The sequence below is a fragment of the Kineococcus haloalkalitolerans genome, from assembly GCF_050871905.1.
Taxonomy (GTDB): domain Bacteria; phylum Actinomycetota; class Actinomycetes; order Actinomycetales; family Kineococcaceae; genus Kineococcus.
In genome coordinates this window covers 1-23365 of record NZ_JBJLSH010000052.1, presented here as the reverse complement: position 1 = coordinate 23365, position 23365 = coordinate 1, and the positions used below count along the sequence as shown (strand labels likewise).

Here is a 23365-nt window from a genome sequence, read left to right as displayed (position 1 = left end):
GTGGCCGCCGTCCTCCACGGCGGCCACGAACGCCCGCGACCACCACGTGCGCGCGATCCGCCCCCGCCGCGAGCGCAGCGCCGCCCCGCTGCCCGGCCGGCGCTTCGCGTACCGGTCCCAGCGCTCGGGCTCCACCGCGTCGCCCCTCACCCGTCCGCCGTCCTCCGCCCCGCTCACTCGCCGACCGCGTCCTCGCCCAGCCGCACGAGCTCAGCGAGCGCGTCGCGGTCCAGCCCGGCGATCCAGCCCTCGCCGCTGCCGACGACGCGGCCGGCCAGGTCCCGCTTGCGCGCCACCAGCGCGTCGACCCGCTCCTCGACCGTGCCCGCGCTGACGAGCTTGCGCACCTGCACCCGCCGCGCCTGCCCGATCCGGTGCGCGCGGTCGGTGGCCTGGTCCTCCACCGCCGGGTTCCACCACCGGTCCACGTGCACGACCTGGCTGGCGGCGGTGAGGTTCAGCCCCGTCCCGCCCGCGCGCAGCGACAGCAGCAGCACCGGCGGCCCGTCCGGCTCGGCGAAGCGCGCGACGAGCTCGTCGCGCGCGCGCCGGCCCAGCCCCCCGTGCAGGAACGGCACCGGGCCGCCGGTGCGCTGCGCCAGGTGCGGGGCCAGCAGCTCGCCGAAGCGCGCGAACTGCGTGAAGCACAGCACCTTCTCGCCCTCGGCGAGCGCGCCGTCCACGACGCCGTCCAGCAGCTCCAGCTTGCCCGAGCGGTGCCGGCCGCGGTGCAGCAGCGGCGAGCGGTCGCCCAGGAAGTGCGCGGGGTGGTTGCACACCTGCTTCAGCTTCGTCAGGGCCGCCAGCACCAGCCCCCGCTTGCCCGTGTCGTCCACGTCGGCCAGCCGGGCCAGCAGGTCGTCCACGACCGCCCGGTACAGGGCCGCCTGCTCCGCGGTGAGGTTCGCGCGGACGGTCATCTCCAGCTTCTCCGGCAGGTCCGCGGCCACCGCCGGGTCGGTCTTGGCGCGCCGCAGCACGAACGGGCGGGTGACCACCGCCAGCCGCCGCGCCGGCTCCTCCTGGCGCAGCTTCTCCACCGGCACCCCGAACGCCGCGCGGAAGGAGGCCGCCGAGCCGAGCAGACCGGGGTTCACGGCGTCCAGCACGGCGCGCAGGTCCTCCAGGCGGTTCTCCACCGGCGTGCCGGTCAGCGCGACGCGGTGCTGCGCGCGCACCGCCCGCACGGCCCGCGCCGAGCGGGTCGAGGCGTTCTTGACGTGCTGGGCCTCGTCGAGCGCGAGGCGACGCCACGCCAGCGCGGCCACGTCGTCCACGTCGCGCAGCAGCGAGCCGTAGGTCGTCACGACCAGGTCGTGCGCCGCCGCGGTGCGGGCGAACGCCTCGCCGCGCGGCCGGCCCGGCCCGTGCTGCACGTGCACGCGCAGGTCCGGGACGAACCGCTGCGCCTCGGCCCGCCAGTTGCCGACCACGGACATCGGGCACACCAGCAGCGTCGGGCCGCCGGTGCCCGCCTCGCGCTCGTGCGCGAGCAGCGCCAGCAGCTGCAGCGTCTTGCCCAACCCCATGTCGTCGGCCAGCACCGCGCCGAGCCCCAGCCGCGACATCGCCGCCAGCCACGCCAGCCCCCGCGCCTGGTAGGGGCGCAGCCGCGCCGCGAGGCCGGCGGGCGCCGGCACGGGCTCCAGCCGGTGCTCGGCCGCGCCGGACAGCAGGTCGCCCAGCACCCCCGCCGCGCGCACGTCGGTGACGGGGGCGGGCAGCGCGCGGGAGCCCGCCACCGCGGCCAGCAGGTCGGTGACCGCGGCCGTGCCCGCGCCCCGGCGGCGCAGGAAGTCCGCGCTGCGGCGCAGCGCGTCCGCGTCCACGTGGACCCACTCCCCGCGGTGGCGCACCAGCGGGGAGCGGGCCCCGGCCAGCGCTCGCAGCTCGGCCTCCGTCAGGTCGGACCCGCCCAGGGCCGCGCGCCACTCGAAGGCCACGAGGTCGGCCTGCCGCAGCTGCGGGTCGGCCACCGCGCCCGGCTGGGCGGCGCTCGCGGACAGGGACAGCGTCAGCGCCGGACGGCTCCACCGGCCCGGCAGCAGCAGGGGCACGCCGGCGGCGGTGAGCGCCGGCGCGCCCGCCTCCACGAGGTCCAGCAGCTCCGCGAGGTCGAGGTCGACGTCGCCGTCGGCGGCGCGGGAGAACCGGTGCCGCAGGGGCGGGTGCGCGCCGCCCGCGCGGGCCAGCCCGCTCAGCAGCACCAGCAGCGGGTCGTCGTCACCGGACACCGCGGCGCCGGGGCCACCACCCGGGCCGCCGCGCTCGTGCTCGGCGCGCGCCTGCGCCAGCGTGAGCACCGCGCTCGGGTCGTCCAGGGGACGCAGCCGCGCCTGCAGCGTCCACACCGGCGGGGCCGCGACGACCGCGGGGCCCCGCGCCGGGTCCAGCGGGTCGTCCTCGTCCTCCGGGGGCTCGGCGACCCGCAGGACGACCTCCCAGCCCTCGGCGTCGGCGCTGCGCTGCCACTCGCGCGCGGCGCGCGCGAACGCCGCCGGGTGCCCCGGCGGGTCCCACGCGCCGTCGCCGGCCAGCGCCTCCAGCCACCCGCGGACCGCCGGCGCGGCCGGGGCGGGGGAGGAGGCGCCGGGGGGCGGCAGGTGCGCGGTGCGCGCCTGCACCTCCAGGTCGGCGACGAGGGCGCTGACCTCGTCGAGGACCTCCTCCGCCCGCCGCGGGGCGGGCAGCTCGGCGCGCAGCTGCGGCGGGCTCGCCTCGGCCACGCTCGTGCGCCAGCGCCGCTGGCGGCGGTCGGGCAGGACCTCCCAGCGGGCCCGCGCCCCGCCGCCCGCGCCGCTCACCACGACGCCGGGCACGACGCGGCCGGCGTCGACCGCGGCGCGGGTCTGGGCGGCGACGTGCACCAGCCAGCGCAGCCCGTGCCCGAGGACGCCCGCGGCCGCGCCGTCGTCCGCGGTCGCGGTCAGCTCCTGCAGCAGCTGCACCGCGGGCAGCCCGCGCAGGCGCACGACCGGCACCTCGACGGGGCGCAGCACGACGTCGCGGCGCGGGCGGGCGGTGGAGGGCAGCGGCGTGCCGGCGGGGGTGCAGGGCAGCGACAGGAGGACCGCGCCGTCCGCCGGGCGGGCCAGCGCGGCCGCCAGCAGCCGCGCCCGGGGGGCGCGGGAGGCCAGCTCGGCGAGGTCGTGCGCGCGGGCGGTGCCCGGGCGCCGCCGCCCCGACTCGGTCCAGAGGGCGAGGTCCCCCTCGCGCGTCCACAACCCCTGCACCACGAGCACGACGGCGACCCTACGAGCGCCGTCCGACACGGTGCCCCGGGTGCGGTGGGGACCCACCCGTCACCACGCAGGGTGACGCCGAGGCCGGGAGGACGACCCGCGGTCACCCGTTCGGCCGAATTCCTCACGCAGAGTGCGCGCGTCCGCCACACTGGCGCCGCTGCCGCACCGCGGTGCTCGGGGGAGCGCCAGCAGCACCGAGGTCCGGGGGGACCCATGAGCACCACGAGCACGTCCACGAGCACGTCCACGAGCACGTCCACGAGCACGTCCACGAGCACGTCCACGAGCACGTCCACGCGCGACGCCGGGCGCCGCCGGGTCCGGCGCGTGCGCGCCGCCGCCGCGGCCGCGGCCGCGGCCGGTCTGACCGCCCTGGCCGGTGTCGCCACCGCCGCGCCGGCGGGCGCCGCGCCGCAGAGCGGGGTCCGGTTCTCCGACGTCCGCCTGGCCGTCTCCGGCCCGGTCGGCGGCCGCTACGACGTGTGGTGCGACGAGCACCACCCGCCGTACAGCAGCTGCGGCTCGGCCACCGGCACCGTCGTCCTGTCCGGGTTCTCCGCGTACGGCGGCGTGGAGGACTGCGGCGGCTGGGAGGGCCGCCCCTGCAGCTTCGGCGACGACTGGGAGCGCGCGTACAGCCAGTACGGCACCCTCAGCGCGATGGGCCGCGTGACGCTGCTGTTCACCTGCGACGGCGAGCGCCGCGTGCGCGTCCACCGCTCGTCGCTGGGCAGCGTCCCGTTCCGCTTCGGGTACGTGAACGACGTCAACGGCGTCACCCGGATCGACGACGACTCCGCCCGCGTGGAGTTCGGGATGCCGCTGCCGCGGCCGGACGCCTGCCCGGCCGGCGCGAGGTTCCGCGGCGGGGTCGTGGACGCGGTGCGGCTGAGCTTCGACGGCACGCACGGGGCGCCCGACGCCTCGCACCGCGTGCGCGGCGCGCAGCGGGTCACCGCCGGCTGAGGGGCTGGGGCGGCGACCGGCGTCAAGGACGCGTCAAGACGCCGGTCGACGCCGTCAAGGAGGCGTCAGCGCACGCCGGCGGCGGTCCCGCCGGTGGTTCGGTCTCGGACGTGCACCACCCGCCGTCCACCCCCGAACCACCGAGGACCGCCGTGCTCGACGTCGTCTTCCCCGCGCTCACCGTCCTCCTCGCGGCCGCGCTGACCCTCCTCGTGCGCGCGCTGGAGCGCCGGTGAGCGCCGAGGCGGTGGCCGGCCTCGTGCTGGCCGTGGCCGCCGCCGGGTACCTGCTGCTCGCACTGCTGCACCCGGAGAGGTTCTGATGCCGGCCCTGTCCGGCACGACCGCCGGTCTGCTGCAGATCGGCCTGCTCGTGCTGCTGCTCGCCGCCGCGCACGTCCCGCTGGGCGACCACGTCGCCCGCAGCCTGAGCTCGCCGCGGCACCTGCGCGTCGAGCGCGGCCTGTACCGGCTGCTGCGCGTGGACGGCGACGCCGACACCCGCTGGCCCGTCTACGCGCTCTCGGTCGTCGCGTTCTCCACCGTCTCGGTCCTGCTGCTGTACGCGTTCCTGCGCCTGCAGGCGTTCCTGCCGCTGTCGCTGGGGATGCCGGGGATGGACCCGGACCAGGCGTGGAACACCGCGGTCTCGTTCGTCACCAACACGAACTGGCAGTCGTACTCGGGCGAGGCCGCGCTCGGGCACCTGGTGCAGATGGCCGGCCTCGCCGTGCAGAACTTCCTGTCCGCCGCCGTGGGCCTCGCCGTCGCCGTCGCGCTGGTGCGCGGGCTGACGCGCGCCGGCACCGGGACGATCGGGAACTTCTGGGTCGACCTCGTCCGCTCCGTCGTGCGCGTGCTGCTGCCGCTGGCGCTCGTCGCCGCGGTCGTGCTCCTGCTCACCGGGGTGGTGCAGAACTTCTCCGGCGCCACCGCGTACACGACCCTGACCGGCGGGACGCAGACGGTCGTCGGCGGACCCGTCGCCTCCCAGGAGGCGGTCAAGGAGCTGGGCACGAACGGCGGCGGGTTCTTCAACGCGAACTCCGCGCACCCCTTCGAGAACCCGAACCCGGTCTCGAACATCGTCGAGGTGTTCCTGCTGCTGGTGATCCCCTTCAGCCTGCCCCGCACCTTCGGCACCCTGGTCGGCGACACCCGCCAGGGCCTGGCCGTGCTGGCCGTGGTGGCCGGCGTGTTCTCCGCCTCCCTCGCGCTGACCACGTGGGCGGAGGTCCACGGCGCCGGTGCCGTGCCGCGGGCCGTGGGCGCGTCGCTGGAGGGCAAGGAGACCCGGTTCGGCGAGTGGGCCTCCGCGCTGTTCGCCACCGCCACCACCAGCACGTCCACCGGGGCGGTGAACTCCTTCCACGACAGCTACACCGCCGCGGGCGGCGGGCTGCTCCTGCTGAACATGCTGCTGGGCGAGGTCACACCGGGAGGCGTGGGGTCCGGCCTGTACGGGATCCTCGTGCTGGCCGTCCTGGCCGTGTTCCTGGGCGGCCTCATGGTCGGGCGCACCCCGGAGTACCTGGGCAAGCGGATCGGCCGGCACGAGATCACCCTGGTCGCCCTGTACCTGCTGGCCACGCCGTTCGCGCTCCTGACCGGCGCCGCCGTCGCGCTGTCCAGCGAGGCCACCCGCTCGGCGCTGCTGAACACCGGACCGCACGGGCTGACCGAACTGCTGTACGGGTTCACGTCCGCGGCCAACAACAACGGCAGCGCCTTCGCCGGCCTCGGCGTGGACACGCCCTTCTACAACACCGCCCTGGGGCTGGCGATGTGGACCGGCCGGTTCGTGCCGGTGCTCCTGGTCGTCGCCCTCGCCGGCGCGCTCGCCGAGCAGCGGCCCGCCGCGGCCACCGCCGGCAGCCTGCCGACGCGCACCCCGACGTTCGCCGGGCTGCACGCCACCGTCGTCCTCGTCGTCGCCGGCCTGACCTTCTTCCCCGCCCTCGCCCTCGGCCCGCTCGCCGAGGCGCTGTCCGGAGGTACCTCGTGAGCACCACCCTGACCCCCGTCGCGGAACCCCGGTCCTCTCGCGCCGGCGGCCCGCACCGCGTCGCCGGCGGGGCGTTCACCCCCCGCCAGCTCGTCTCCTCCCTGCCGGACGCGGTGCGCAAGCTGGACCCGCGCCACCTCGTGCGCACCCCGGTGGTGTTCGTCGTGGCCGTCGGCGCCGTCCTGACGACGGTGCTGGCGGTGCTCGACCCCTCGGTGTTCGCGTGGGTCATCACCGCGTGGCTGTGGCTCACGGTGCTGTTCGCGAACCTCGCCGAGGCCGTCGCCGAGGGCCGCGGCCGCGCCCAGGCGGCGTCGCTGCGCCGGGTGAGCACCGGGACGACCGCGCGCCGCCTGGACCGGGGCGCCCGGGAGGTGCGGGTGCCGTCCGCGGCGCTGCGGCCCGGCGACCTCGTCGTCGTCGAGGCCGGCGAGACGGTCCCCGGCGACGGCGACGTCGTCGAGGGGGTGGCCAGCGTCGACGAGTCCGCCATCACCGGCGAGTCGGCTCCCGTCGTCCGCGAGTCCGGCGGCGACCGCAGCGCCGTCACCGGCGGCACCACGGTGCTCTCCGACCGGATCGTGGTGCGCATCACCGCCAGGCCCGGCGAGAGCTTCGTGGACCGGATGATCGCCCTGGTCGAGGGGTCCGCGCGCCAGCGCACCCCCAACGAGATCGCCCTGAACACCCTGCTCGCCAGCCTGACCCTCGTGTTCCTGCTCGCGGTGGTCACGCTGCAGCCGATGGCCGTGTACTCCGGCGACCCGCAGAGCACCGTCGTCCTCGTCGCGCTGCTGGTGTGCCTGATCCCCACCACCATCGGCGCCCTGCTCAGCGCCATCGGCATCGCCGGCATGGACCGGCTCGTGCAGCGCAACGTGCTGGCGATGTCCGGCCGCGCCGTGGAGGCCGCCGGTGACGTCGGCACCCTGCTGCTCGACAAGACCGGCACCATCACCCTGGGCAACCGGCAGGCGCACGAGCTGCTGCCCGCGCCGGGCGTGGGCACCGCCGAGCTGGCCGACGCCGCGCAGCTGTCCAGCCTGGCCGACGCGACCCCCGAGGGCCGCTCCGTCGTCGCGCTCGTCGAGGAGCGCCACGGGCCGCTGACCCGCGAGCACCCGGCCGGCGCCGTCCCCGTGCCCTTCACCGCCCAGACCCGCATGAGCGGGGTGGACCTGCGCGACGAGCGCGGCGGGGTGCGGGAGGTCCGCAAGGGCGCCGCCGCGGCCGTCACCCACTGGGTCCGCGGCCTGGGCGGCCACGTGCCCGCCGAGGTCGAGCGGGTCGTCGAGGACGTCGCCACCGCCGGCGGCACGCCGCTCCTCGTCGCCGAGCACCGCGGCGGCCGCGCCCGCGTCCTGGGCGTCGTGCACCTGAAGGACGTCGTCAAGCAGGGGATGCGCGAGCGCTTCGAGCAGCTGCGCGCCATGGGCATCCGCACGGTCGTGGTGACCGGCGACAACGCCCGCACCGCCCGCGCGATCGCGCAGGAGGCCGGCGTCGACGACGTGCTGGCCGAGGCCACCCCCGAGGACAAGCTGGAGCTGATCCGCCGCGAGCAGTCCGGCGGGCGGCTGGTGGCGATGATGGGCGACGGCACCAACGACGCCCCCGCGCTGGCGCAGGCCGACGTCGGGGTGGCGATGGGCACCGGCACCTCGGCCGCCAAGGAGGCCGGGAACATGGTGGACCTGGACTCCGACCCCACCAAGCTCATCGAGATCGTCGAGATCGGCAAGCAGCTGCTCATCACCCGCGGCGCCCTGACCACGTTCTCCCTGGCCAACGACGTGGCCAAGTACTTCGCGATCGTGCCGGCGATGTTCGCCGGCGCGTACCCCCAGCTGGACGCGCTGAACGTCATGCGGCTGTCCTCGCCGGAGTCGGCGATCGTCTCGGCCGTCGTCTTCAACGCCCTGGTCATCGTCGCGCTCGTCCCGCTGGCCCTGCGGGGAGTGCGCTACCGCCCGTCCAGCGCCGCCTCGCTGCTGCGGCGCAACCTGCTCGTCTACGGCCTCGGCGGGGTCCTCGCCCCGTTCGCCGGCATCAAGCTCGTCGACCTGCTCGTCTCCCTCCTGCCCGGGATGTGACCGTGACCACCACCACCCCTCCCGCCACCCCCTCCGCGTCGCGCGCCGGGTCCCCGGCCACCGCGGCGGCGCTCGCCCGCCAGGCCCGCACCGCCCTGGTGCTGCTGCTGGCCGCCACCGTCGTGCTCGGCCTGCTGTACCCGCTGGCTGTCTTCGGCGTCGGGCGCCTGGTCCCCGCCCGCGCGGACGGCCGGCTCGTCGAGCACGACGGCCGCGTCGTCGGCTCCGCCCTGCTCGGCCAGGCCTTCGACGGCGACGAGTGGTTCCAGCCGCGCCCGTCGGTGGCCGGCGACGGCTACGACCCGCTGGCCTCCGGAGCCTCCAACCTCGGCCCCTCCAGCGCCCAGCTGCTCGCCACCGTCGAGCAGCGCCGCGCCGAGGTCGCCGCCCGCGACGGCGTCGCCCCCGCCGACGTCGCGCCCGACGCCCTGACCGCCTCCGGCTCCGGCCTGGACCCCGACATCAGCCCCCGCTACGCGCGCCAGCAGGTGCAGCGCGTCGCGCGGGAGCGCGGGCTGGACCCGGCCGCGGTGGCCGCGCTGGTCGAGCAGCACGTGCAGGACCGGGCGCTGGGGTTCCTGGGCGCCCCGCGCGTGGGCGTGCTCGAGCTCAACCTCGCCCTCGACCGGCTCGCCGGCTGAGGCGGCGGCGGGGGCGGGCGCCGGGGTGGAGGAGGATCGGCGGGTGCAGCAGCGCAGCGGGTCCGGACCCGACGAGCGGCGCCGCGGCCGGTTGCGGGTGCTGCTGGGCGCCGCGCCCGGCGTGGGCAAGACGTACGCGGCCCTGGACGAGGCCCGGCGGCGCGCCGCCCGGGGCACCGACGTGGTCGTCGCCGTCGTGGAGACGCACGGCCGCGAGCGCACCGCCGAGCGCCTGGAGGGCCTGGAGGTGCTGCCGCGGCGCACCGCGGTGCACCGCGGCCACGCGCTGACCGAGATGGACCTCGACGCCGTCCTGCGCCGCGCCCCCGAGGTCGCGGTCGTCGACGAGCTCGCCCACACCAACGCCCCCGGCTCCCGGCACGCCAAGCGCTGGCAGGACGTGCAGGAGCTGCTCGCGGCCGGGATCGACGTCCTGGCCACCGTGAACATCCAGCACCTGGAGTCCCTGCGGGACGTCGTGGCCGCCGTCACCGGCGTCGAGCAGCGCGAGACGCTGCCCGACGCGGTGCTGCGCGGCGCCGAGCAGGTCCAGCTGGTCGACATGACCCCGGAGGCCCTGCGCCGCCGGCTGGCCCACGGCAACGTGTACGCGCCCGAGCGCGTGGACGCCGCCCTGTCCAGCTACTTCCGCGTCGGCAACCTCACCGCGCTGCGGGAGCTGGCGCTGCTGTGGCTGGCCGACCGCGTCGACGAGGGCCTGGAGCGCTACCGCGCCCAGCACGGGATCGACCGCACGTGGCCGGCCCGCGAGCGCGTCGTCGTCGCCCTCACCGGCGGGCCCGAGGGCGAGACGCTCGTGCGCCGCGCGGCCCGCACCGCCCAGCGCGGCGCCGGCGGGGAGCTGCTGGCCGTCCACGTCACCCGCGGCGACGGGCTGGTGCGCGACTCCCCGGCCCGCCTGGCGCGCCAGCGCGAGCTGGTGGAGTCCCTGGGCGGCAGCTTCCACCAGCTGGTCGGCGACGACGTGGCCGACGCGGTGCTGGAGTTCGCGCGCGGGGTGAACGCCAGCACGGTCGTCGTGGGCGCCAGCCGGCACGGGCGCCTGGCGTCCCTGCTGCGCTCGGGGGTCGGGGACGCCGTCGTGCGCGGCTCGGGCGCCGTCGACGTCCTCGTGGTCACCCACGACGAGCGCCCGCCCGCCGTGCGGCTGCCCGCCCCGGCCCGCGCGGTCCTGTCGCGCTGGCGCCGGGTGCTGGGCTGGGTGCTCGCCGTGGCCGGGCCGGTCGTCCTCGTGCTGGCGCTGGCGACGTTCCCGCGCCAGGACCTGTCCACCGACCTCATGGCGTTCCTCGTGGTCGTGGTGACCGCCGCGCTGGCCGGCGGGCTGGCGCCGGGGGTGGCGGCCGCGGTGCTGGGCAGCCTGGCCGTCAACTGGTTCTTCACCCCGCCGGTGCAGCGCTGGACGATCGCCGAACCCGCCAACGCGGTCGCGCTGGCGGTGTTCGTCCTCGTCGCCGTCGCGGTGGCGGGCACGGTCGACCTGGCCGCGCGCCGCAGCGCCGAGGCCGCCCGCCGGCGCGCGGAGACCGAGGCGCTCGCGGTCCTGACGCGCACGGCGCTGGTCGCCGACGACCCGCTGGGGGAGTCGCTGGAGCACGTGCGCACGACGTTCGCCGCCGACTCGGCCAGCCTGCTGGAACGTCCCGGCGACGCCCCGGCGCCGGCGGCCGGCCCGCCGGAGGACGGCTGGGACCTCGTCGCCTGCGCCGGGGGAGCACCCTGCCGCGCACCCGCCGAGGGCGACGCGGAGGTGGTCGTCGACGGCGCCACCGCGCTCGTCCTGCGCGGGCGCCTGCTGGGCGCGCAGGACCGCCGCGTGCTGGAGGCGTTCGCCACCCAGCTGGCGGCGCTGCGCCAGCGGCAGCGGCTGGGCGCCGCGGCCGAGCAGGCCCGCCGGCTGGAGGAGGGCGACGCCGTGCGCGGGGCCCTGCTGACCGCCGTCTCGCACGACCTGCGCACCCCGCTGGCGAGCCTCAAGGCGGGTGTGGACAGCCTGCGCGCCACCGACATCGACCTCGGCGAGGCCGACCGGCGCGAGCTGCTGGACGTCGTCGCGGACGCCGGGGACCGGCTGCAGTCCCTCATCGACGACCTCCTCGACCTGACCCGCGTGCGCAGCGGCGCGGTCGAGCCGCTGCTGGAGGACCTCGCCGTCGCCGACCTCGTCGAGGACGTCCTGCACGGCGTCGGCGAGGGCGCGCGGGCGGTGCGCCGCGACGTGCCGGCGGACCTGCCGCTCGTGCGCGGCGACGCCGGCCTGCTGCGCCGGGTGCTGGCCAACCTCGTCCAGAACGCGCTGCGGCACGCGGCCGGAAGTCCGCTCGAGGTGGTCGCCGCCACCTCCGTCGAGGACGGCCGCCGCGGCGTGCGCCTCCTCGTCGTCGACCACGGCCCGGGCCTGCCCGGTCCGGCCAAGGAGCGCGCGTTCACCCCGTTCCAGCGCCTGGGCGACCGCGGCGGCGAGGGCCTGGGGCTCGGGCTGGCCGTCGCGCGGGGGCTGGCCGAGGCCGTCGGCGCGCGCCTGGCCGCCGAGGACACCCCCGGCGGTGGGCTGACCCTCGTGCTGGACCTGCCGCTGGCCGAGGACGTCCCGTCCTCCCGCCGGGTGAGCGCGTGAGCCGCGTCCTCGTCGTCGACGACGAGCCGGGGCTGCGCCGGGCGCTGGCCATCAACCTGTCCGCGCGCGGGTACGAGGTCACCACGGCCGCCACGGGCTCGCAGGCCCTGGAGCTGGCCGCCGGCGCCCACCCGGACGTCGTCCTGCTCGATCTGGGCCTGCCGGACCTGGACGGCCTGGACGTCCTGGCCGGGATCCGCGGCTGGAGCGACGTCCCCGTCGTCGTGCTGACGGCCCGCTCGTCGGCGGTGGCGGCGGTCGACGCCCTCGACGGCGGCGCCGACGACTTCGTGGAGAAGCCGTTCGCGATGGACGTGCTGCTGGCCCGGCTGCGGGCCGCGCTGCGCCGGGCGGCGCCCGCCCCGGCGGGCGCGGCCGGCGCCGGTGCCCCGCAGATCGTCGAGGCCGGCCGGGTCCGCGTCGACCTCGCCCGCCGCGAGGTGCTGCGCGACGGCGCCCCCGTGCGGCTGACGCCGACCGAGTGGCACCTGCTGGAGGTGCTCGTGCGCCACCGCGGCCGGCTGGTGCCGCAGGCGCAGCTGCTGCGCGAGGTGTGGGGGCCCGGGTACGGGCGCGAGACGAACTACCTGCGCGTCTACGTGGGGCAGCTGCGCCGCAAGCTGGAGGACGTGCCGGGCGAGCCGCGCCTGCTGGTCACCGAACCGGGGATGGGCTACCGCTTCGAGGGCTGAGCACCGCCCCCGCGGCGCGCACGCGGCGGCGCCCCGCCCGGCGGGTGCCGGACGGGGCGCTGCGGGTGGTGCGGTGGTGCTGCGGGGTCGCCGCTCAGCGGCGGTGGTGGTGCTGGTGGCCGCGGTCGCGGCCGTCGCCCTGGTCGGCGACGAACGAGGCCACCCACGCCAGCGGCGCGTTCCAGTTGATGGTGATCTCGTTGGTCGACCACGAGCCGATGTCGTCGACGTAGCAGAACTGCGCCGCCGGGCACCCGTCCGGGAACAGGGCCGCGGTGATCGGGTCACCGCTGGTCGCGGTCGGGGAGTACGGGCCGCCGGCCACCGTGCCCGCGGGCGGGTTCGGCAGCGACGGGTCGAGCTGGTTGGCGTACCAGCGCGAGTGCTGGTTCTCCGAGTACACGTCCCCGTAGCCGGTGATGTACGAGTTCCCCAGCGCGTTGCGACCGAGCAGGTAGTCCGCGCTGCGGACCACCCCGTCGCGGTAGGCGTCGTCCCCCGTGATGTCGAACGCGGTGCCCAGGGTCTGCATGTTGGACAGGACCTGGGCGTTCGAGCCCCACGCGTACTGGCCGTCCTCGGGGGCGTAGGCGTGCCCGAACGGCTGGGTCGCCTGGTCGGCCAGGTAGCGGTCGGCGGCCTCGACGACGGAGGCGCGCACCTGGCGCAGCTCCTTCGTGTTCAGCTTGCTGGGCACGGTCGCCAGGTCCAGGCGGCCCAGGGCGCCGACGTTGCCCCAGTCGAAACCGGTGGAGCCGAACACGTCGGCGGTGTGCACGGGGGAGCCCAGGACGTCCTTGCGGAACTGCGGCTCACCGGTGGTCAGGTACAGCTGCGCGGCCGCCCAGTAGAACTCGTCGGACACGTCGTCGTCGTCGTACGGGCCGCTGCCGGGGTTCGGGTCCAGCTCCGGGTCCGGGGCGGGGGCGTACAGGTCGGGGTGCGCCTGCGCCGCCGCGTAGGCGGTGCGGGCCGCGGACAGCAGCCGCTCCGAGAACGCCTTGTCGTACGGGGCGAACAGGCGCGCGCCCTGCGCCGCGGTGGCCGCGACGTTGAGGGTGGCGGCGGTGGAGGGCCGGTACAGCACGCGCGGCTGGGGGTCGGCGGCCGGGTCCAGCGGCAGGCCCGTCCAGTCGACGTCGGCGACCTTGTGGTACGCCATCCCCTCCAGCGGACGGCCCGGCTGCACCTGCATCTTCAGGAACCACTCCAGCTCCCAGCGCGCCTCGTCGAGGACGTCCGGGACGCCGTTGCCGGCCTCGGGGATCCGCAGGGTGCCGTCGGCCAGCGCGCCGCGGTCGGCGGTGCGGGCGTGCAGGCTGCGCTCGTACTGCTGCAGCAGCTGCGCGACGGCGATGCCGCCGTTGACGACGTACTTGCCGTGGTCGCCGGCGTCGTACCAGCCGCCGGTCACGTCGGTCGTGTAGTCGCACGTCCACGGCTCGTCGCCCTGCTTCACGAGCAGTTCCTGCGAGTCGTCGTCCAGGCTCTGGCACGGCACCGCGGTGTCGCCCTGGTTGGGGGCCACGCCGACGTGGCCGGCCTCGCGGCCGTAGCCGGGGGCGAGCTCGTCGGAGATCGGGGTGCCGCTGCGGTTGGTGTAGAAGAACGTCATCGCGTCGTCGCGCAGGCGCTCCCAGGCGTCCTCGCCGACGTCGAACGGGTGGCTGGTCTCGCCGTCGGCGACCAGCACGAGCCCGACGGCGCGGCGCTGGTACCCGCTGAAGTCGATCGTGTGGACGTTCAGCCCGGCGCTGGCGTCGACCCCGCGCGGGACGGTGCTCCCGCGGGCGACGGTGCGCCCGCCGGCCTCGCGCAGCTCCCACGGCAGGGCGTCGGTGGCCTCGGTGACCAGCGTGGCGCCCTTGGGCCCCAGCGGCAGGTACGCCTCCTGGTTCACCTTCACCCGCGGACCGGTGTCGGGCACGTAGGGCGGGCGCTCGGCACCGCCCAGGAGCGCGACGTCGTCCACGCACAGCGTGTACGCGACGGGGTTGACCACGTCCTGCTGGAACGCCAGCTGGGCGTTCGGGTAGTCGCGGTCGGCGGTGAAGAAGTACTCGAACTCGCCGAACTCCTCGGCGAAGGCGGGCTTCGCCGCGGGCAGGAACTGCTGGTAGTTCACGTCCTCGCCGCCCTGCACGACCACGCGCACGGGGCCCTCGGTGGCCGGGGTGCTGCGGGCGCGGAAGCTCAGCCGGTAGGTCTCGCCCTCGACGAGCGGCACCTCCTGCTGGATCGCCGCGCTGTAGGGCGCGCTGGACGCGGGCACCGCGGTGCAGCCGGCGCCGTCCTGCACGGACTGCTCGGGGTAGATCGTCCAGCCGGTGGTCCCGTCGTCGAAACCGCCGTTGACGACCTGGTCCACCGGGTCGGCGGCGTGCGCCGCGCTCGGGGCCAGCAGCAGGGCGGCGGGGGTGAGCAGCGCGGTGGCCGCGGTCAGCGCGCGGGTGCGGCGCGCGTGCCAGGTTCGTGTGGGCACGTGGTCTCCTCGTCGTCGAGAGCGCTCTCACAGCGCCCGCACACCCTCTCCCGAGGACCGCCGCCTGTCAACGGAGGGTCGGCGCCTCGTCACCGGGTCGGTCACCGGCGCTCAGCGCTCAGGGCCGCACCCAGCCGAACGTGCGCCGCACGGCCTCCTGCCAGTCCGCCCAGCCGCGCTCGCGCTCGGCCGCGTCCATCGCCGGCTCCCACTGCGCCGCGCGGTGCCAGCGCCGGCGCAGCGCGTCCGTGCCCGACCAGAACCCCACCGCCAGCCCCGCCGAGTACGCCGCCCCCAGCGACACCGTCTCGCTGACCATCGGCCGCACCACCGGTGCGTCCAGCACGTCCGCGACGGTCTGCATGAGCAGGTTGTTGCTCGTCATCCCGCCGTCCACCCGCAGGGTGGAGGCCCGCAGCCCGGAGTCGGCGTCCATCGCCTCCACCACCTCGCGCGTCTGCCACGCCGTGGCCTCCAGCACCGCCCGCGCGATGTGCCCCTTGGTGACGAAGGACGTCAGCCCGACGATCAGCCCGCGCGCCTCCGCGCGCCAGTGCGGGGCGAACAGGCCGCTGAACGCGGGCACGAAGTAGCAGCCGCCGTTGTCCTCCACGGTGCGCGCCAGCGTCTCCACCTCCGGCGCGGTGGTGATGAGCCCGAGGTTGTCGCGCAGCCACTGCACCAGCGCGCCGGTCACCGCGATGGAACCCTCCAGCGCGTAGGAGGCCGGGCCGTCACCGGTGCGGTGCGCCACCGTCGTCAGCAGCCCGTGCGTGGAGCGCGTGATCTCGGTACCGGTGTGCAGCAGCAGGAACGCCCCCGTGCCGTACGTGCACTTGGCCTCGCCGGGGGAGAAGCACGTCTGCCCGAACAGGGCCGCCTGCTGGTCGCCCAGCGCCGCGGCGATCCGCGCGCCGGGCACCACCGCGCGCGCCGTGCCGTACACCTCCGCCGAGGAGCGCACCTCCGGCAGCGCCGCGCGCGGCACCCCGAACTCCGCCAGCAGCTCCGGCGACCAGTCCAGCGTGCGCAGGTCCAGCAGCATGGTGCGCGAGGCGTTGGTGACGTCGGTGACGTGCCGGCCGCCGTCCGGCCCGCCGGTGAGGTTCCACACCAGCCACGAGTCGATCGTGCCGAACAGGACGTCCCCGGCCTCCGCGCGCGCCCGCAGCCCCGGGACCTCGTCGAGCATCCAGCGCATCCGCGGGGCGGAGAAGTACGTCGCCAGCGGCAGCCCGCACACGTCGGCGTACCGGTCCGCGCCGCCGGCGGCGGCCATGTCGGCGACCAGTCCGGCGGTGCGGGTGTCCTGCCACACCACCGCCCGCCCGACCGGTTCGCCCGTGCGCCGGTCCCACGCCACGGTCGTCTCGCGCTGGTTGGCGATGCCGATCGCGACGACGTCGGCCGGGGTGGCCTCCACCTGCGCCATCGCCTCCGGCACCAGCCGCGCCACGGCCCGCCAGATCTCCGCCGCGTCGTGCTCCACCCAGCCGGGGCGCGGGTAGTGCTGGCGGTGCTCGCGCTGGGCCACGGCCACCAGCCGGCCGGCGTGGTCGAACAGGATGCAGCGCGTGGACGTCGTGCCCTGGTCGACCGCGACCACGTAGCCCTGCTGGTCCGCCCGGGGCCCGTCGATGCGCACGGCGCCCATCCTCACCCGCGGGCGCGCTCGTCGCGCGCACCCAGCTGCCGGGAGATCGAGCGCGCCGCGGACCGCACGGCCGGCACGTACCCGGCGCGCGGGCGCCCGCGGGTGTCGACGAGGTCGTCGACGGCGCCGTCCACGCCGATGGCCCCCACCACCAGGCCGCCCACGTCGCGCACCGGCGCGGCCACCGTCGCCCGCCCGGGCAGGTGCTCCTCCACGTCCAGCGCCCACCCCTGCGCGCGCACCTCGGCCAGGGCCCGGCGCAGCGCGGCGGGGTCGGTCAGGGTGCGGGACGTGTAAGCGGGCAGCCGGCGCGGCAGCCGGTGCGGGCCGCGCGAGGCCAGCAGCACCTTGCCCAGCGCGCACGCGTGCGCGGGCAGCGACTGCCCCGTCTGCAGCTCCTGCGCGCTGTCGTCGGGGCGGAACACGTGGTGCACCACGAGGGCGCGCCCCTCGGCCAGCACCGCCAGCCGCACCGACTCCCCGGTGCGGGCCGCCAGGCTGTCGGCCCAGTTGGTGGCGCGGGCGCGCAGGTCGTCGGCGACCAGGCGCGGGCGGGCCAGGTCGCGCAGCCCCGGCCCCGCGCGGTAGTCGCCCCGCTCGTCCTGCACGACGAACCCCACGTCGACCAGGGTGCGCAGGATGCCGTGCGCGGTGGTCTTGGCCAGCCCCAGCGCGTGGGCGACCTCCACCACGCCGAGCCCGCCGCGGGCGGCCGACAGCAGCCGCAGCACCGCCGCGGCGCGCTCGATCGACTGGATGGGCCCGGGCACGCGGTCAGCCTGGCACCGGCCGGGAACCCTGTCAGGCGCTCCTGCCTGGCGCTCCCGTCAGGCGGTCGGCTCGTGCTCCACGACCATCTCGACGCGCCCGGTGCGCACGTCGTAGATCCCGCCGGCGACGGGCGTGCCGGCGGGCAGGAACGGCCAGGAGCGGATGCGCTGCACGTCGCGCGCCAGCGAGGTGCGCTGGTCGGCGACGGTGTGGAAGTCGATGCTGCGGGTGTCCACGCCGTGCTCGGCGACGAGCTGGTGGACCTCCTCGTCGGTCTTCTTCGTCATGCCGCAGTCGGTGTGCGCCAGGACCAGGACGCGGTCCACCCCCAGCAGGAAGTGCGCGAGGGTGAGCGTGCGCAGGACGTCGGAGGTGACGCGGGCGCCCGCGTTGCGCAGGATCTTGGCGTCGCCGACCTGCAGGCCGAGGACCTCCAGCGGGGAGATCCGCGAGTCCATGCAGGTCATGACGGCCAGCCCCTTGGCGGCGCGGCCGGGGCGCTCCTCGCCGGGGAAGCTCTCGGCGAAGGCGGCGTTGGCGGTCAGGACGTCGGCGAAGGGGTCCTCGGGTGCGCTCACGGGCGTCATCGAACCACCCGCGCGGCGCGGGCGGCCACAGGTGGTGGCCCAGCCGCCGGGCGGGCCGACGTGTACCGGTCCCCGCCCGCGGGTAGGACGCCCGTACAGCACCGAGAGCACTGGAGGTAGCACCCGTGGTCACCACCGACGAGGTCCTGGCCGGCGTCCGCGACGTCGACTACCCGGCCGGCAAGGAGGACCTGCTGCGCGCCGCGGAGCGCAGCGGCGCGGGCGAGGACGTCCTGCGGGCCCTGCGGGCCCTGCCCACCGAGGAGTACGCCAACGCCGAGGAGGTCTCCCGCTCCGTGGCCACCGACGAGCCGCGCGACGCGCGCACGGCCGGGGAGCAGGCGCGCGGGCAGTCGACCTCGCGGATCGCCGCGTCCGAGCGGGACGTCCCGGAGGACCCGCTGGCCGGCGAGCGCTGAGCGGCGGGGCGGGGCGGCCGCCGGGGCGGGAGTAGCGTTCCCGGCGTGCCCCTCCTCGTCGTCCGCCACGGCCAGACCGCCTGGAGCCTGTCCGGCCAGCACACCGGGGTGACCGACGTCCCCCTCACCGACGAGGGCGAGGCGCAGGCCCGCGCGCTGCGCCCGGTCTTCGCCGCCCGCCGCGTCGGCCTCGTCCTGACCAGCCCGCGCGCCCGCGCGCGGCGCACCGCGGAGCTGGCGGGCCTGACGGCCGGCCCGGCGTCCGTGCGCGTGGACGAGGGCCTCGCCGAGTGGGACTACGGCGCCTACGAGGGGCGCACCACCGCCGAGGTCTCCGAGGAGCTGGGCCGCCCCTGGTCGGTGTGGCACGACGGCGTCGTGCCCGGTGCGACGCCGGGGGAGACGGTCCACCAGGTCGCCGCGCGCGCCCGGGCCGTCCTGGCCCGCGCGGCCGCCCACGAGCGCGCGCAGGACGGGGAGGACCCCGGGGACGTCGTGCTGGTCGCCCACAGCCACCTGCTGCGCGTCCTGACCGCCTGCTGGCTGGGCCTGTCGCCCACGGCCGGGGCGCTGTTCGCGCTGGACGCCGGCACGTGGGGCGAGCTGGGCCACGAGCACGACCGGCCCGTCGTGCGGCGCTGGAGCGTGCCGCCGCCCGCCTGACGGGCGCCCGGTCGTCGCACCCGGTCGCCCCGCGTGACCGCTGCGCCGGCCGGGGCCACCCGGACGGCTCAGGTGGGTGCGCCGCGTGCCGATGGGGCGGCGTGGACGCCGTGTGGACCGCCTGGGCCGCCACGGTCGTCGTGACCGTCGCGGCCGTCGTGGCGCTCGCCGTCCTCGTCCGCCAGCGCGACCGCGCCCGCCTGGACGCCGCCCGCACCGACCCGCTGACGGGCCTGGGCACCCGCCGCGCGCTGGCCGAGCACCTGGAGCCGCTGCTGCAGCGCGAGGGCGCGGGCCTGCTGCTGCTGGACCTGGACGGCTTCCGCGAGGTCAACGACAGCCTCGGCCACGCCGCCGGCGACGACCTGCTGGTGCAGGTGGCCGACGCGCTGGTGCGCACCGTGCGCGGCGGCGGGGGCCCCGCGGGCCGCGTCTTCCGCCTGGGCGGCGACGAGTTCGCCGTCGTCGTCCCCGGCCCGTGCGCGGCGCAGGACCTGGAGGTGCCGGCCAAGCGCCTGCTCGCGGGCCTGTCCGTGGGCGCCTTCCACGCCGACACCGTGCCGCTGGACCTCAGCGGCAGCATCGGGCTCGCGGCCGCCCCGGCCGACGGCCGCTCGGTGGGGGAGCTGCTGCAGCACGCCGACGTGGCGATGTACGCGGCCAAGCGGGGGCGGCTGGGCGTGGCCCGCTACGACCGCGCCACGGACCCGCACTCGGCGGCCAACCTGGAGCTGCTGGGGCAGGTGCGCCGGGCGATGGAGGACGACCAGCTCGTCGTGCACTACCAGCCGAAGGTGTCCGGGGACGGCGCGCGGCTGCTGGGCTTCGAGGCGCTCGTGCGCTGGGACCACCCCGAGCGGGGGCTGCTGGCGCCCGCGGAGTTCCTGCCGCCGGTCGAGCGCAGCCACCTCGTGCACGCCCTGACCCGCTGGGTGATGATCACGGCGCTGCAGCAGGCGGCGCGCTGGCGGGCGCAGGGCCTCACCACCTCGATGGCCGTCAACGTCTCGGCCGCCACGCTCGACGCGGGGCTGCTGGGGATCGTGGAGGAGGCGCTGGCCCTGACGCGCTGGCCCGCCGCCGACCTCGTCCTGGAGATCACCGAGACGGCCGTCATCGAGGACCCGGAGGGCGCCCGGCGCACGGTGCAGGCGCTGCGCGAGCGCGGCGTGCGGGTGGCCGTGGACGACTTCGGCGCCGGCTCGACCAGCCTGGGCCACCTGCGCGGGCTGCCGGTGCACGAGCTGAAGATCGACCGGCAGTTCGTCGCGGAGCTGACGGCGCACCCGGAGGACGAGGTCATCGTCTCCTCGGTGATCGCCCTGGCGCACCGGCTGGGCCTGACGGTCGTGGCCGAGGGCGTGGAGACGGTCGCCGCGGCGGACCGGCTGAACGCGCTGGGCTGCGACGAGCTGCAGGGGTTCTTCTTCGCCCGCCCGCTGCCGGCCGACCAGGCGATGGCCTGGGTGCGGGCGGAGGGGATGGGCGGGCCCGGCGTCGACACGCCGCTGGTGGTGCCCGTGGCGGAGTGAGGGACTCGTCGGCCCTGTTCACCGAACCGTCAGCGATGTATCGTCGACGGATCGGAGCCCGTGCGCGGTGCACGGGTGGGACGGAGACCGCCGTGCGCCACCCCTTCCACGACCACGAGCACCACGAGCACGACCACCCCGGGCCGCGGCCCGGCCGCCGGCGCGGCCCCGGTGCCCGCGCGGCCTTCGGCGGCCCGTTCGGCGGGCCGTTCGGCGGTCCCGGTGGACCGTTCGGCCCCTTCGGCGGGCCTGGCGGGCCCGGCGGGCCCTTCGGCCGGCCCGGCTGGGGCGGCCCGCGCGGGCGGCGCCGGCGCGGGCGCGGCGACGTGCGCGCCGCCGTCCTGGTCCTGCTCGCCGAGGAGCCCAGCAACGGCTACCGCCTCATCGCCGAGGTGGAGCGCCGCAGCGGCGGTGCCTGGAAGCCGAGCCCCGGCTCCGTCTACCCCACGCTGCAGGCGCTGCAGGACGAGGGGCTGGTCGAGGCCGACCCCGCCGACCCCAAGCGGTTCACCCTCACCGACCTCGGCCGCCGCGTCGTCGAGGACGACCTGGCCGGTGCCACCCCGCCGTGGGAGGTCCCCGGCGACGGCGGCGAGGAGACCGGTGGCCACCCCGACCGGCGCGCCCACGAGCTGCACCAGCAGCTCGGGCAGATCGCCGTCTCGCTGCAGCAGCTGCTGGCGACCGGGCGGCCCGGCGACGTCCAGCGCGCCAGCGACGCGCTCGAGGCGTGCCGGCGTCAGCTGCACACGATCCTCGCCGAGGACCTGCGCGCCGCACCGGAGGAGGAGGGCTGACGGGCCGCGCGGCTCGTCAGGACGGCAGGCGCGACCCGGTCAGCAGGGACCCCACCACGGGGGTGACGGCGTGCACGAGCGCCGTCCCCCGCGGGGGCAGCTCCCCGGCCCAGCCCGCGGCCGCGCACACCGACAGCCGCACCGCGAGGTTCGCGGTGACGGGGTGGGCGCGGCCGCCGGCACCGCCGCGCACCGGGCCCGTCGAGGCCAGCGCCCCGCCCCGGTGGTGCCGGGCGTGCTCCAGCACCCACCCGGTGCCCACGGCGGTGGCCGGGCTCGTGGTCAGCAGCAGCGCGGTCGCCGGGGTCGCGCTGCGCCGCAGCGCCTCCCGCGCCCCGGCGGTCAGCAGGCCGCCGGGCGAGAGGTCCGCGCCGGCCACGACCGCGTCCAGGTCCACCCCGTCGACCACCTCCACCAGGGGCGTCCAGTCCGCCAGCGCCCGGGCGGCGGCGCCGGCCCCCGCGACCGCCAGCAGGACGGTGGTCTCCACCCCCGAGGCGGCCGCCTCGTCCGCGGCGGCCACCAGGTGCTCCAGGCAGCGGTCCAGGGTCACCTGCGGTCCGGGCACGGGCAGCACGGTGAAGGCGCGGTCGACGCGCACGCGTCCCCCTCCTGCCGGGCCGGGCCCGGTCGTGGGTGTCGTCGGGGCTCCTGCCTAGCGCACGGCGGCCCCGCGCGCCCGGCGCGCGTGTCGATCAGGCCCCCGGCGCGTCCCCCGGGGGGACCTGCGGCAGCGGCAGCCCGCGCAGCTCGCCGACGACGGCGCCCCCGCCGAGGACGGGCTGGGAGGCGAACGGCGCGAGCACGTCCGCGTCCACCCCCAGCAGCGCCAGACCCACCGCGGCCACGGGCATCCGGGCCCGCGCACCCCCGTCGGCGATCTTGACGGCGACCGCGGACCCGTCCGGCAGCGCCGCCACCTGCACCGCCTCGACCCCGTCCTTGGCGACGATCCCCGGCACGGCCCGCAGCAGGGCCGTCGTGTCGCGGCCCTCGCCGGCGACCAGCTCGGGGAAGGAGCGGACGGCGTCCGCGACCCGCCCCTCGGGGGTGTCCGCGGCCGCGACGGCCAGGCGTCCCACGGCGCGCGCCAGCCCCGCCAGCGGCACCGCGAACAGCGGCGCCCCGCAGCCGTCGGTGCTCGCGGCGGCCGGCGCTGCCCCGGTCAGGTCGGCGATCGTGTCCGCGACCGCCCGCTGCAGCGGGTGACCGGGGTCCAGGTACGTCGCCGGGTCCCAACCGTTCACCCGGCACGTCAGCAGCATCGCCGCGTGCTTGCCGGAGCAGTTCTGCGCGAGCCGCTCCGGCGCGCGCCCGGCCACCGTCCAGCGGGCCCGCTCCAGCTCGCCCAGCGGCAGGTCCGGGGCGTTGCGCAGGTCGCCCGGGCCGAACCCGCCCAGCTCCAGGACCCGCTGCACGGCCGCCAGGTGCGCGCCCTCGCCGGAGTGGCTGGACGTGGCGACGGCCAGCAGGTCCGCGGGCAGGTCCAGCCCGTGCCGCAGCATCGCCACCGACTGCAGCGGCTTCAGCGCCGAACGCGGGTAGACGGGCGCCTCCACGTCGCCGACCGCGGCGAGCAGCTCCCCGCCGGGGCCGAGGACGGCCATCGAGCCGTGGTGCACCCCCTCCACGAGGTCCCCGCGGACCAGGGCGGCGACGGGGACGTGCTGGGCGGGGGGACGGGTGGTGGCGGGCACCGCTGGAGGATACGGACGCCCGCCGCGGGGCCCGGCGTGGCGCTTTGCGCCCGTGGCCCCGGACCGGGACCTTCGACCCTGGGAGCGCCGGCCGCGGGCGTGCACCGTCCGGCGCGGGACGGGACCGTCCGGGGCGGTCCGGAGGACGAGGAGGTGGACCGTGCACCGACGCCTGACGAGCCCGGGCCGAGCCGGGTCGGGGACGCGGGTCGGGGCGCGGCAGCGGCCCGTGGACCTGCACACGCGCACGGCCGTCGTCGTCTTCCACGACGGCTCGCGCGACAGCCGCCTGGCGGTCCACCTCGCCGCCGTGGAGGCCGTGGCGACGGGCGACTGCCTGCACGTCGTGACCGTGGCGGAGGACCCGGCGGGCGCGGGCGACCCGGGGGGGGGGGGGGGGGGGGGGGGGGGGGGCGGGCGCGGGGGGGGGGGCGGCGGGGGGGGCCGCGGGGGGCGGGGGGGGGCGGGGGGGGGGCGGGGGGGG

Annotated in this window: 20 protein-coding genes; 13 read left to right on the top strand and 7 right to left on the bottom strand. The window is 77.4% G+C overall.

Going from position 1 to position 23365, the window contains the following annotated elements; all coding sequences use genetic code 11:
• Positions 1-173: 173 nt before the first annotated feature.
• Positions 174-3242, bottom strand: a complete 3069-nt coding sequence (locus ACRYMY_RS17105; RefSeq protein WP_432548432.1) for an SNF2-related protein — start codon at positions 3240-3242, stop codon at positions 174-176.
• Between the two features lie 216 nt (positions 3243-3458).
• On the opposite strand from ACRYMY_RS17105, the gene ACRYMY_RS17100 reads away from it, so the two are divergent.
• The 8 genes from ACRYMY_RS17100 to ACRYMY_RS17065 all read left to right on the top strand — a co-directional run bounded on the left by ACRYMY_RS17100 (position 3459) and on the right by ACRYMY_RS17065 (position 12279).
• Positions 3459-4211: a hypothetical protein gene (locus ACRYMY_RS17100; RefSeq protein ID WP_432548431.1), complete on the top strand. Its 753-nt coding sequence runs from the start codon at positions 3459-3461 to the stop codon at positions 4209-4211.
• Between the two features lie 110 nt (positions 4212-4321).
• The gene (locus ACRYMY_RS17095) at positions 4322-4447 is read left to right on the top strand and encodes a hypothetical protein (RefSeq protein ID WP_432548430.1); all 126 of its coding nucleotides are present in this window, start codon (positions 4322-4324) and stop codon (positions 4445-4447) included.
• Positions 4444-4533: a K(+)-transporting ATPase subunit F gene (gene kdpF / locus ACRYMY_RS17090; protein ID WP_432548429.1), complete on the top strand. Its 90-nt coding sequence runs from the start codon at positions 4444-4446 to the stop codon at positions 4531-4533. Before ACRYMY_RS17095 ends, kdpF begins: the two co-directional genes overlap by 4 nt.
• Positions 4533-6215, top strand: coding sequence for a potassium-transporting ATPase subunit KdpA (gene kdpA / locus ACRYMY_RS17085; RefSeq protein ID WP_432548428.1), 1683 nt, complete (start codon positions 4533-4535; stop codon positions 6213-6215). The genes kdpF and kdpA overlap by 1 nt, the downstream gene beginning before the upstream one ends.
• Complete coding sequence (gene kdpB / locus ACRYMY_RS17080; RefSeq protein ID WP_432548427.1) at positions 6212-8308, top strand: potassium-transporting ATPase subunit KdpB; 2097 nt, start codon at positions 6212-6214, stop codon at positions 8306-8308. Before kdpA ends, kdpB begins: the two co-directional genes overlap by 4 nt.
• 95 nt (positions 8309-8403) lie before the next feature.
• Positions 8404-8949 (top strand): potassium-transporting ATPase subunit KdpC, encoded by a 546-nt coding sequence (kdpC, locus tag ACRYMY_RS17075; protein ID WP_432548433.1) that lies wholly within the window; start codon positions 8404-8406, stop codon positions 8947-8949.
• A gap of 43 nt (positions 8950-8992) precedes the next feature.
• Positions 8993-11587 carry a DUF4118 domain-containing protein gene (locus tag ACRYMY_RS17070; RefSeq protein WP_432548426.1) on the top strand — a complete coding sequence of 865 codons (2595 nt, stop codon included), beginning with the start codon at positions 8993-8995 and terminating at the stop codon, positions 11585-11587.
• The gene (locus ACRYMY_RS17065) at positions 11584-12279 is read left to right on the top strand and encodes a response regulator (RefSeq protein ID WP_432548425.1); all 696 of its coding nucleotides are present in this window, start codon (positions 11584-11586) and stop codon (positions 12277-12279) included. Before ACRYMY_RS17070 ends, ACRYMY_RS17065 begins: the two co-directional genes overlap by 4 nt.
• A gap of 94 nt (positions 12280-12373) precedes the next feature.
• Here the strand turns inward: ACRYMY_RS17065 and ACRYMY_RS17060 are convergent, their stop codons facing one another.
• From ACRYMY_RS17060 to ACRYMY_RS17045, 4 genes are all read right to left on the bottom strand, one after another.
• Positions 12374-14761 carry a glycoside hydrolase family 9 protein gene (locus tag ACRYMY_RS17060; RefSeq protein WP_432548424.1) on the bottom strand — a complete coding sequence of 796 codons (2388 nt, stop codon included), beginning with the start codon at positions 14759-14761 and terminating at the stop codon, positions 12374-12376.
• A gap of 118 nt (positions 14762-14879) precedes the next feature.
• The gene (glpK, locus tag ACRYMY_RS17055; protein WP_432548423.1) at positions 14880-16406 is read right to left on the bottom strand and encodes a glycerol kinase GlpK; all 1527 of its coding nucleotides are present in this window, start codon (positions 16404-16406) and stop codon (positions 14880-14882) included.
• A gap of 11 nt (positions 16407-16417) precedes the next feature.
• Complete coding sequence (locus ACRYMY_RS17050) at positions 16418-17185, bottom strand: IclR family transcriptional regulator (RefSeq protein ID WP_432548422.1); 768 nt, start codon at positions 17183-17185, stop codon at positions 16418-16420.
• 57 nt (positions 17186-17242) lie between these two features.
• Positions 17243-17773, bottom strand: coding sequence for a beta-class carbonic anhydrase (locus tag ACRYMY_RS17045; RefSeq protein ID WP_432548421.1), 531 nt, complete (start codon positions 17771-17773; stop codon positions 17243-17245).
• 125 nt (positions 17774-17898) lie between these two features.
• Between ACRYMY_RS17045 and ACRYMY_RS17040 the strand changes: the two genes are divergently transcribed.
• The 4 genes from ACRYMY_RS17040 (at position 17899) to ACRYMY_RS17025 (ending at position 21184) form a co-directional block, all read left to right on the top strand.
• Positions 17899-18192, top strand: a complete 294-nt coding sequence (locus ACRYMY_RS17040) for a DUF2795 domain-containing protein (RefSeq protein WP_432548420.1) — start codon at positions 17899-17901, stop codon at positions 18190-18192.
• 45 nt (positions 18193-18237) lie between these two features.
• Complete coding sequence (locus ACRYMY_RS17035) at positions 18238-18855, top strand: histidine phosphatase family protein (protein WP_432548419.1); 618 nt, start codon at positions 18238-18240, stop codon at positions 18853-18855.
• Between the two features lie 101 nt (positions 18856-18956).
• Positions 18957-20387, top strand: a complete 1431-nt coding sequence (locus ACRYMY_RS17030) for a putative bifunctional diguanylate cyclase/phosphodiesterase (RefSeq protein ID WP_432548418.1) — start codon at positions 18957-18959, stop codon at positions 20385-20387.
• A gap of 92 nt (positions 20388-20479) precedes the next feature.
• Positions 20480-21184 carry a PadR family transcriptional regulator gene (locus ACRYMY_RS17025; protein ID WP_432548417.1) on the top strand — a complete coding sequence of 235 codons (705 nt, stop codon included), beginning with the start codon at positions 20480-20482 and terminating at the stop codon, positions 21182-21184.
• Positions 21185-21200: 16 nt separating this feature from the next.
• On the opposite strand, the gene ACRYMY_RS17020 is transcribed toward ACRYMY_RS17025, so the two are convergent.
• Positions 21201-21785, bottom strand: coding sequence for a hypothetical protein (locus tag ACRYMY_RS17020; RefSeq protein ID WP_432548416.1), 585 nt, complete (start codon positions 21783-21785; stop codon positions 21201-21203).
• A 94-nt stretch (positions 21786-21879) separates the two neighbouring features.
• Entirely contained in the window at positions 21880-22881 is a 1002-nt protein-coding gene (locus tag ACRYMY_RS17015) for an asparaginase (protein WP_432548415.1), read from the bottom strand.
• Positions 22882-23110: 229 nt separating this feature from the next.
• Between ACRYMY_RS17015 and ACRYMY_RS17010 the strand changes: the two genes are divergently transcribed.
• A partial coding sequence (locus ACRYMY_RS17010; protein ID WP_432548414.1) for a hypothetical protein occupies positions 23111-23365 on the top strand: 255 nt, incomplete at its 3' end.

Excerpts from the sequence above, each read along its gene's own strand:
- ACRYMY_RS17100 (WP_432548431.1), top strand. The coding sequence starts at position 3,459 with ATGAGCACCACGAGCACGTCCACGAGCACGTCCACGAGCACGTCCACG.
- ACRYMY_RS17045 (WP_432548421.1), bottom strand. The coding sequence starts at position 17,773 with ATGACGCCCGTGAGCGCACCCGAGGACCCCTTCGCCGACGTCCTGACC.
- kdpA (WP_432548428.1), top strand. The coding sequence starts at position 4,533 with ATGCCGGCCCTGTCCGGCACGACCGCCGGTCTGCTGCAGATCGGCCTG.